Source organism: Bradyrhizobium sp. SHOUNA76 (assembly GCF_023006445.1).
Taxonomy (GTDB): Bacteria; Pseudomonadota; Alphaproteobacteria; order Rhizobiales; family Xanthobacteraceae; genus Bradyrhizobium.
In genome coordinates, this window is sequence record NZ_JALBHA010000214.1 from 1 (window position 1) to 9701 (window position 9701).

Sequence of the window (9701 nt, forward strand, 5' to 3'; positions counted from 1 at the left end):
CACCATGCTCGCGAGCGCCAAGGCGCCGCTGGTCATCCTCGGCGGCTCGCGCTGGACGGAAGAGGCCACCAAGAGCATCGCGCGCTTTGCCGAGCGGTTCGACCTGCCGGTCGCGACCTCGTTCCGCCGCGCCTCGCTGATCGATGCCGACCATTCGCATTATGCCGGCGATCTCGGCATCGGGCCGAGCCCGGGCCTGAAGGCGCGCATCGACGGCGCCGATGTCATCCTGCTCATCGGCGGCCGCATGTCGGAGATGCCGTCCTCGTCCTACACGCTGCTGGATATTCCGACGCCGCAGCAGAAGCTGATCCATGTCCATCCGGGCTCGGAAGAGCTCGGCCGCGTCTATCAGCCGGCGCTGGCGATCCAGGCAACGCCCGCGGCGTTCGCGGCCGCAGTCGAGACGCTGAAGCCCTCGGACGCGGTGGCCTGGAAGGGCGAGGCCGCCAAGGCCCATGCCGATTACCTCGCCTGGACCGAGAAGGCGCGCGAACTGCCGGGCGCCTTCCAGTACGGCCAGGTCATGACCTGGCTGCGCGACCGCCTGCCGAAGGACGCCATCGTCTGCAACGGCGCCGGCAATTATGCCGGCTGGATCCATCGCCATCACCGTTTCCACAGCTTTGCGGCCCAGCTCGCGCCGACCTCCGGCTCGATGGGCTATGGCGTGCCGGCGGCGGTGCTTGCGAAGCGGCAATATCCGGACCGAACCGTCGTCGCGTTTGCCGGCGACGGCTGCTTCCTGATGAATGGCCAGGAGTTCGCGACGGCCGTGCAATATGACGCAGCCCTGGTCGTCATCGTCGTCGACAATTCGCAATACGGCACCATCCGCATGCACCAGGAGCGCGACTATCCCGGCCGCGTCGTCGGCACCCAGCTCAAGAACCCTGATTTCGCGATGTACGCAAAGGCATTCGGCGGCCATGGTGAGCGCGTCGAGCGCACCGAGGAATTCGCGCCGGCGTTCGAGCGCGCGCTGGCCTCCGGCAAGCCGTCGATCCTCCACTGCATCATCGATCCCAGGGCGATCTCGGTCGGCAAGGATTTTGCTCCCGCGGTGAAGGCTTAAAGCGATGACGACCGGCCGCCACGTCGCCATCATCGGTGCCGGCGCGGTCGGTGTGATCAGCGCCATCGAGGCGCTGCGCGAGGGCCATCGCGTCACGCTGATCGATCCGGGCGAGCCCGGCGGCGAACAGGCGGCGAGCTATGGCAATGCCGGCTGGCTGTCGTCTCATTCGGTGATTCCGCCGGCCGAGCCTGGCATCTGGAAGAAGGTGCCGGGCTATCTCATGGATCCGCTCGGGCCGCTCGCGATCCGCTGGTCCTACCTGCCCAGGGCGCTGCCCTGGCTGATCAAGTATCTGCGCTCGGGCTGGACCGAGGCGCGGGTCGAGACGACGGCCTTCGCATTGCGCGATCTGTTGAAGGACGCGCCGCTGCTGCACCGGAAGCTCGCGGACGAGGCGGGCGTGCCCGAACTGATCGAGCGCAACGGCGTGATGCATGTCTTCCCATCGCGCGGCAATTTTGACAACGATCTCGGCTGGCGCCTGCGCAAGAAGGTCGGCGTCGAATGGCTGGAGCTTTCCGCCGACGAGATGCGTCAGCGCGAGCCTGATCTGCATCCGCGCTACACCTTTGGCGTGGTGGTGGAGGAGGCCGGCCGCTGCCGCGATCCCGGCGCTTATGTCGCCGCGCTCGCCAACCATGCGCTGGCGAGTGGCGCAAAATTCGTGCGCGCCAAGGCGACGGGCCTGAAGCTTTCCGGCAATCAGCTCGTCGCGGTCGTCACCGAGACCGGCGAGATCGCCTGCGATGCCGCGGTGATCGCCGCGGGCGCCCGGTCGAAGCAGCTCACGGCCTCGATCGGCGATCCGCTGCCGCTCGAGACCGAGCGCGGCTATCACGTCATGATCGAGAACCCGGAATCGGGGCCGCGCAGCTCGATGATGGCGTCGGACGCCAAGATGGTGGTGAACTGGACCAACAAGGGCCTGCGCGCCGCCGGCACCGTCGAGATCGCGGGCCTCGAGGCCGCGCCGAACTGGAAGCGCGCGGAGATTTTGCGTAACCACCTCGTCAGCATGTTCCCCAAACTGCCGAAGGACATTCCGACGTCGCGCGTCAAAACCTGGTTCGGGCACCGGCCGAGCATGCCCGACGGACGTCCCTGCATCGGCTATGCGCGCGCCTCGCGCGACGTCGTCTATGCCTTCGGCCACGGCCATGTCGGCCTGGTCGGCTCGGCCCGTACCGGCCGGCTCGTCGCCCAGCTCGTAAGCGGCAAGCCGCCTGAGATTCCGCTGGCGCCGTTTGCGCCCGATCGTTTCCTCTGAGGTCGCAGCATGACCAGTTCAGCCAATTCGTCCTCCCGCATCGCCCGTGGCGGCAAGGCCATCTACGGCGCGCCGCTCGGCATCCTGATGCTGGAAGCGCGCTTCCCCCGCATTCCCGGCGATATGGGCAACGGCACAACCTGGCCGTTCCCCGTGCTGTATCGCGTGGTGAGTGGGGCATCGCCGGAGAAAGTGGTGCTGAAGGGCGCGGCGGGCCTGCTGCCCGACTTCATCGATGCGGCGAAAGATCTGGTGCGGCTGGGCGCCGAGGCCATCACCACCAATTGCGGCTTCCTCTCGCTGTTCCAGAAGGAGATCGCGGCGGCGGTCGGCGTTCCCGTTGCGACCTCGTCGCTGATGCAGGTGCCGTGGGTGCAGGCGACCCTGCCGCCGGGCAAGCGCGTCGGTCTCGTCACGGTGTCGGGCTCGACCTTGACGCCGGCCCATCTCGAAGGCGCCGGGGTGCCGCTCGATACGCCGCTGGCCGGCACCGAGAACGGCAAGGAATTTTTCCGTGTCCTGATCAAGGCCGAGAAGGACGACATGGACATCGCGCAGGCCGAGCGTGACGTGGTCGAGGCCGGCAAGCAGCTCGTCGCAGAGAATCCCGACGTCGGCGCCATCGTGCTCGAATGCACCAACATGCCGCCCTATGCGGCGGCGCTCCAGGCCGAGGTTGGGTTGCCCGTCTACGACATCTATTCCATGATCACCTGGTTTCATGCCGGACTGCGCCCGCGCGTTTTTGCGTGAACGCGCCCGCGAGATCGTCACTGTCGTGGAGTGAACCCATGAAATTGTCCGGCAAGGTCGCCGCCATCACCGGCGCAGCGCGCAGCATCGGCAAGGCCTGCGCACAGCGATTTCTCGACGATGGCGTCAAGGTCGTGATTTCGGATGTCGATGCCGATGGGTTGGCGGCGACCGCCGCCGAGCTCGGTTCGTCCCGGTGCCTTGCGCACAATCGTCGGCAATGTCGCCAGGCGCGCTGACGTGGACCAGCTCGTCGCCACCGCCGTGAAGGAATTCGGCCGGCTCGACATCATGGTCAACAATGCCGGCGTCGCCCGCAACCGGGACATCCTCGAGATCACCGAAGAGGAATTCGACGAGATCATCGGCATCAATCTGAAAGGCGCGTTCTTCGGCGTGCAGGCGGCCGCCAGGCAGATGATCGCGCAAGGCAGCGGGGGCGGGGTCATCATCAACATGTCCTCGGTGAATGCGCTGCTGGCGATCCCGGCGCTGGCGACCTACGCGATGTCCAAGGGCGGCATGAAGCAGCTCACCTCGGTTGCCGCCGTTGCGCTCGCCCCGCATAACATTCGCGTCGTCGCGGTCGGGCCCGGCACGATCCTGACCGACATGGTGGCGTCATCCATCTACACCTCCGAGGATGCCCGCAGGACCGTGATGTCGCGGACGCCAGCCGGCCGCGGCGGCGAGCCGAGCGAGGTCGCGTCCGTCGTGGCGTTCCTGGCGAGTGACGATGCGTCCTATATCACCGGGCAGACGATCTACCCGGATGGCGGCCGGCTGATCCTGAACTACACGGTGCCGGTGAAGGAAAAGTAGGAGATATCACTCCGCCGCAACCGTCATCCCGTGACCCAACCGCTTCGAGATGCCCCCAGCGCAGTCGCGCAAGGCATGCGCGATCGGGCTGTCCCAGCGCGCGTCGAACGTGCCTTCGGGCCCCATCGCGGTGATGACCAGCGCGACGTGACCGGAATGATCAAACACCGGTGCCGAGAACGCATTGACGCCGGGCAGGGGATCGCCGAGCGCGCGGGCGAGGCCGTGCTTGCGCACCTCCGTCAGCATCTCGGCGAGCTTGGCGCCCTTCACCGTGCGCTTCGGATTGTAACCGACGCCGTGACGATCGAGGCCGCTTTCGAGCGCGGCATTGATGGTCTTCTCCGGCAGGAAGGCCGCGAAGGCCCGGCCCGTGGCGGTCTCCAGCAGCGCCATCACCGAGCCGGCGCGCATCACGATGTGAACAGGCTGGGCCGGTTCTTCGAGCTGGACAACGGTCGGCCCGTGTGTGCCCCACACTGCGAGAGACACCGCATGTCCGATCTGGCTCGCGAGCGCGGCGATCTTCGGCCTTGCGATCCGCACGCCGGAGAGCCTGCGCAGGCTGATCAGGCCGAGCTCCAGCGCCAGCGCGCCGATCTCGTAGCGGCCGGTGGTCTCATCCTGCTCGATCAATCCGATGCGGGAGAAGCTGGCGAGATAAGGATGCGCTTTGGCCGGCGTCATGCCGGCCTCGCGCGCGAGATCGCGCAGCATCATCGGCTCGCCGCTGCGGGCGAGGGCACGGAGCAGTTCTCCGCCGACCTCGATCGACTGGATGCCGCGGCTTTCTCTCTTCATGCGCCTCCGATGCGCTTGGCTTTACGCCGCGTCGCGCTTGGCGGCGTTGTCGGCGAGGTGTCGTCCGGCAATGTAGCCGAAGGTCAGCGCCGGCCCAAGCGTGATGCCGGCCCCGGGATAATTGCCGCCCATGATGCTCGCCATGTCGTTGCCGGCGGCATAGAGCCCGGGAATGACCCGGCCCTCGGCGTCGAGCGCCCGCGCATTCTCGTCGGTGACGATGCCGGCATAGGTGCCGAGATCGCCGATCACCATTTTGATGGCATAGAACGGGCCGTTCTCGATCGGCGCGACGCAGGGGTTCGGGCCGTGCATGGCGTCGCCCTGGTAGCGGTTATAGGCCTTCGAGCCCTTGCCGAAGGCGGCATCGTGCCCAAGCGGCGCGGTCGCATTGAACTGCTTGACCGTCTCGACGAACGCCTTGGCGTCGATGCCGGCCTTCGCCGCCAGCGCCTCCAGCGTATCGCCGCGCATGAGATAGCCGGTATTGAGGTGATGACCCAGCGGCATCGGGAAGGGCGGCACGCAGCCGAGGCCATATTTGCGCAGCGTCTTGTGATCGCAGACGAGATAGGCCGCGATCTCCTCGCCGGGCCTGGCCGCCTTGACCATGGCCTGGACGAAGTCGTGATAGGAATTGCCCTCATTGGCAAAGCGCCGGCCGTCGCGCATCACCGCGATCACGCCGGGTTTGGCGCGGTCGATGAAATGCGGCATCACGCCCTTGGATCCGTCCTTGCGCGTCGTCCGCGACACCGGCACCCAGGCCGCCGCGTTCGGCAGGCGATCCTCGACATGACCGCCGGCGGATTCTGCGAGACGCAGGCCGTCGCCCGTATTCCCGGTGGGGCCCGGCGAGAAATGCTCGTTGCCCGTCGGCGCATGCGGAAACATTTTCCGGCGCCGCTCCACGTCATGCGGAAAGCCGCCACAGGCGAGCACGACGCCTTGCCTTGCGCGGACGCGGACCTCGCGTCCCTCACGCGAAACGATGGCGCCGGTCACCGTGCCGTTCTCGACCGTCAGCTCGCGCACCGGCGAGGACAGCCAGATGGGAATCTTCAGATCGAGCGCGGATTTGGCGAGGCGCCCGGCCAGCGCATTGCCGTTGGTCAGCGTCATGCCGCGGCCGTAGCGCAGCACGTCCATCAGATGCCGCGACAGGCGCTTGGCCACGTAAACCGCCGAGGTCAGCGATTTCGTCACCCGCATGAAATGGATGATCTCCTTGCCGGAGCCGAGCATCATGCCGAACACGGTGAGCTCGGGCAGGGGCATGCCCAGCGTCTTGATCTGATCGCCAAGCTCGCGGCCGTCGAACGGGCGCGTCACCATGGAGCGGCCGCCCTGCACACCGCCCGGTGCCTCCGCGTGGTAATCCGGAAAGACCAGCGGCATGTCGAAGCGCAGCGCGGTCTTGCTGGTGAAGAAATCGACTGCCTCGGGACCCGCACTGAGAAATGCATCGACGCGCGCGGCATCAAAGTTGTTGCCGGCCTCGTGCCGCAAGTAGGTGCGGGCCTGCTCCGGCGTCTCTTCGATGCCGTACGCCTTCGCCAGCGAGGTGCCGGGGATCCACAGCCAGCCGCCGGAGCGGGCAGTGGTGCCGCCGAAGCGCGGCTCCTTCTCGACGATCAAGACGTCGAGGCCGCGATGGCGCGCGGTGATCGCGGCCGACATGCCGGAGCAACCCGATCCGGCCACGAGCACGTCGCACTCGTAGGTCTCAATTGCGCTATGCTCGTTGCCGGTCATCTGGCTTCACTTCTTCAAGAGCGGACATTTGGATTCGGAGACCGGGCGGAAGGCGTCCTCGCCCTTCACGGTCTTGACGATGTCCAGATAGTCCCACGGCTCCTTCGATTGCTCGGGCGTCTTCACCTTGGCGAGATACATGTCGCGGATGACGCGGCCGTCCTCGCGCAAGCGTCCGCCATGGACGAATGTATCCTCGATCGGCAGCTCGCGCATCTTGGCCATCACCTTGGCGGAATCGTCGGTTCCGGCGGCCTTGATGGCCTTGAGATAATGCAGCACCGAACCGTAGACGCCGGTCTGGATCATGGTCGGCATCACCTTGGTACGCTCGTAGAACTTCTTCGACCAGGCGCGGGTTGCCTCGTCCATGGCCCAGTACGACGCCGTGGTCATGTAGGTGCCCTGCGCGGCCTTGAGGCCGATCGCGTGAACGTCGGTGTCGAACATCAGGAGACCAACCAGCTTCTGACCGCCCTGCACCAGGCCGAACTCGCCGGACTGCTTGATGGCGTTGTCGGTGTCCTGGCCGGCATTGGCGAAGGCGACGACGTCGGATTTGGAGCTCTGCGCCTGCAGCGCGAAGGAGGAGAAGTCTGCGGTGTTGGTCGGATGCTTGACGCCGCCGAGGACCTTGCCGCCCATCTCGTTGATGAAGCGCGTAGCGTCCTTCTCGAGCTGCTGGCCGAAGGCATAGTCGGCCGTGATGAAGTACCAGGACTTGCCGCCTTCCTTGATGACGGCCGAGGCCGTCACCTTCGACAGCGCGTAGGTATCGTAGGTGAAGTGCACGGTGTTCGGGCTGCACAGCTCGTCCGTCAGCGAGCTCGCACCGGGGCCGGAGAGCAGCGCGATCTTATTGCGCTCACGCACCATGTTGTGGACTGCGATGGCGATGCCGGAATTGGGGATGTCGACGACAGCGTCGACCCTGCCGTTGTCGAACCAGCCGCGCACGATCTGCACGCCGACGTCGGTCTTCATCTGGTGATCGGCGCTGATGATCTCGATCGGCTTGCCGAGCACGGTCGGCCCGAATTCCTCCACCGCCATCTTCGCGGCTTCCACCGAGCCCGGTCCGCTGTTGTCGCGGCCCCAGCTCGACAGATCCGTCAGCACGCCGATCCGCACCGCGTCGTCGGACACTTGCGCGGTCGCGGCTGACGTCATGGCAACGGAAGTCATGGCCGCGAGCATGGCGCAGGCCAGAAGCCCTCTCATGGTTGTTCCCTCTCTTATTGGCCGCTTGGCACGGCGGGTTATTCTGGCGGTAAGTTAGATAATGGTGAATTAGTTTGTCAATGGCGAAAAGTGGAGAGCGCCGGTGAAAGACGGGAAGCGGAACGACTTCCACGCCGTCATTGCGAGCGTAGCGAAGCAATCCAGACTGTTTCCGCGGAGGAAGACTGGATTGCTTCGTCGCAAGGGCTCCTCGCAATGACGAATGTTGAAGCAGCGGTGCGCCAAATCCCGCGTAGCAATCCTGTGAGAGCCAACACGCCCGCAGGTTGCAACCGTCATCGTGATTGGCCATGATGCCATCAGGAATCTTGGGGCAGGGCATGACGGCAGCAACGGGGATTTCCGCGGGGGCGGAGAAATCGACGACGGCGCATGTGGTGTGGGCGAGCGCGCTCGGCACCGCGATCGAGTGGTACGATTTCCTGATCTACGGCACGGCGGCGGCGCTGGTCTTCAACAAGCTGTTCTTTCCGAGCTTCGATCCATTCGTCGGCACGCTGGCGGCGTTCTCGACCTACGCGGTCGGTTTCGTGGCGCGGCCGATCGGCGGGGCCATCATCGGGCATTACGGCGACCGGCTCGGCCGCAAGACCATGCTGGTTGCAACCATGATCGCGATGGGGCTCGGCACCTTCCTGATCGGCTGCCTGCCGACCTACAGCCAGATCGGCGTCTGGGCACCGATCCTGCTGGTCATGCTGCGCTTCGTTCAGGGCATCGGCTTAGGGGGCGAATGGAGCGGCGCGGTCGTCATGGTGATCGAGCATGCCGGCAATCGCCGCGGCTTCTACGGCAGCCTGGTGCAGATCGGCTTTCCCGTCGGCGTTGCCGCCTCCACCGGCATTTTCGGCCTGATGACCAGGCTTCCCGAAGCCGATTTCCTGAGTTGGGGCTGGCGCGTGCCGTTCCTGATCAGCATTTTGCTCGTCGGTGTCGGCTTCATCGTGCGGCTCAAGCTTGCGGAGACGCCGCACTTCAAGGAGGTGGTCGAGCGCAAGGAGGTGCTGGCGCAGCCGGTGCTTGAGGTGCTGCGCCGCGACTGGCGCAGTTTTCTGCTGGCGATCGGCATCACGGTGTCGGAGGTCGGGCTCGCTTATCTCCTCACCGTCTTCACGGTTGTTTACGCCACGACAAAACTCGGTCTGCCGCGTCAGGTGATCCTGAATGCCGTGGTCTATGCCGCGATCGTCGAGTTCGCGACGCTGCCGCTCGCCGGCTGGCTGTCCGACATCTTCGGCCGCAAGGCGCTCTATCTTGCCGGCGGCGTGTTCTCGGTGGCGCTGGCGTTTCCGCTATTCTGGTTCCTCGACACCAGGGAGCCGGCGCTGATCACGCTGGCGCTCGTCGTCACGATGACGCTGACGCATGCCCTGCTGTTCGGCCCGAAGGCGGCCTTCATGCCCGAGCTGTTCCGCACCCAGGTGCGTTACAGCGGAGCCTCGCTGGGGGCCAATGTCGCGGCAGCGCTGAGCGGCGGCTTCTCGCCGTTGATCGCCGCCGCGCTGCTCGCATGGGCCGGTTCGTACTGGGCCGTGTCGGTCTACATCATCGCGCTCTCGATCATCACCATCATTGCGACGCTGATGGCGCCGGAGACGGCGCGCGACGCGCTGAAATCCTGACGTGGATCGTCTCGCGCGACGTAGCACGCAGCACAAGGAACGTGGATGCCCGGGCCTTCGCCCCGCCGAAGCGGCTTCGGCCACGAAGGCTGGACGCGCCCGGCACGACGACCTCTTGTAGGGAGACCATCGTCGCTCGACGGCCGGGTTCCGCCGGCCGATTGCCTTTTGTTGGCCGGCAAGCGAACCTTCTGCGGCCATATTTGAGCAGGAGTGATTTCCCGTGAGGGAGGCGCTCCGATGACCAAAGCTCTGATCACTGCTGTCGCAATGCTGGCCTGTGTGCCCGTGAGCGCGGTCGCCCAGGAGCGCGCGGGCGATGCAGCGCTCGGCGCGGTATCCGGCGCGGTTGTGCTGGGCC

7 protein-coding genes and 1 pseudogene are annotated in these 9701 nt (G+C 65.9%); 5 read left to right on the plus strand and 3 right to left on the minus strand.

The features are described from left to right. From MOV74_RS21180 to MOV74_RS21195, 4 genes and pseudogenes are all read left to right on the plus strand, one after another. Positions 1-1075 (plus strand): thiamine pyrophosphate-dependent enzyme (locus MOV74_RS21180; RefSeq protein ID WP_246926297.1); only part of this gene is annotated, 1075 nt, incomplete at its 5' end. A 4-nt stretch (positions 1076-1079) separates the two neighbouring features. Next, the gene (locus MOV74_RS21185) at positions 1080-2345 is read left to right on the plus strand and encodes an FAD-binding oxidoreductase (protein WP_246926299.1); all 1266 of its coding nucleotides are present in this window, start codon (positions 1080-1082) and stop codon (positions 2343-2345) included. Positions 2346-2354: 9 nt separating this feature from the next. Beyond that, entirely contained in the window at positions 2355-3098 is a 744-nt protein-coding gene (locus MOV74_RS21190) for an aspartate/glutamate racemase family protein (protein WP_246926300.1), read from the plus strand. A 38-nt stretch (positions 3099-3136) separates the two neighbouring features. Continuing rightward, positions 3137-3920 (plus strand): annotated as a pseudogene (locus MOV74_RS21195) (SDR family NAD(P)-dependent oxidoreductase). Positions 3921-3926: 6 nt separating this feature from the next. On the opposite strand, the gene MOV74_RS21200 reads toward MOV74_RS21195, so the two are convergent. Genes MOV74_RS21200 through MOV74_RS21210 form a run of 3 tightly spaced genes read right to left on the minus strand, consistent with a single transcriptional unit; the run spans position 3927 to position 7697 of the window. Further along, on the minus strand, positions 3927-4721 hold the full coding sequence (locus MOV74_RS21200) for an IclR family transcriptional regulator (RefSeq protein WP_246926303.1): 795 nt from the start codon (positions 4719-4721) through the stop codon (positions 3927-3929). 21 nt (positions 4722-4742) lie between these two features. Continuing rightward, the gene (locus MOV74_RS21205) at positions 4743-6476 is read right to left on the minus strand and encodes an FAD-dependent oxidoreductase (RefSeq protein ID WP_246926305.1); all 1734 of its coding nucleotides are present in this window, start codon (positions 6474-6476) and stop codon (positions 4743-4745) included. A gap of 6 nt (positions 6477-6482) precedes the next feature. Next, complete coding sequence (locus MOV74_RS21210; protein WP_246926306.1) at positions 6483-7697, minus strand: ABC transporter substrate-binding protein; 1215 nt, start codon at positions 7695-7697, stop codon at positions 6483-6485. A gap of 341 nt (positions 7698-8038) precedes the next feature. Between MOV74_RS21210 and MOV74_RS21215 the strand changes: the two genes are divergently transcribed. After that, positions 8039-9340: an MFS transporter gene (locus MOV74_RS21215; RefSeq protein ID WP_246926308.1), complete on the plus strand. Its 1302-nt coding sequence runs from the start codon at positions 8039-8041 to the stop codon at positions 9338-9340. Positions 9341-9701 lie beyond the last annotated feature (361 nt).

Excerpts from the sequence above, each read along its gene's own strand:
- MOV74_RS21215 (WP_246926308.1), top strand. The coding sequence starts at position 8,039 with ATGACGGCAGCAACGGGGATTTCCGCGGGGGCGGAGAAATCGACGACG.
- MOV74_RS21210 (WP_246926306.1), bottom strand. The coding sequence starts at position 7,697 with ATGAGAGGGCTTCTGGCCTGCGCCATGCTCGCGGCCATGACTTCCGTT.
- MOV74_RS21200 (WP_246926303.1), bottom strand. The coding sequence starts at position 4,721 with ATGAAGAGAGAAAGCCGCGGCATCCAGTCGATCGAGGTCGGCGGAGAA.
- MOV74_RS21190 (WP_246926300.1), top strand. The coding sequence starts at position 2,355 with ATGACCAGTTCAGCCAATTCGTCCTCCCGCATCGCCCGTGGCGGCAAG.
- MOV74_RS21205 (WP_246926305.1), bottom strand. The coding sequence starts at position 6,476 with ATGACCGGCAACGAGCATAGCGCAATTGAGACCTACGAGTGCGACGTG.
- MOV74_RS21185 (WP_246926299.1), top strand. The coding sequence starts at position 1,080 with ATGACGACCGGCCGCCACGTCGCCATCATCGGTGCCGGCGCGGTCGGT.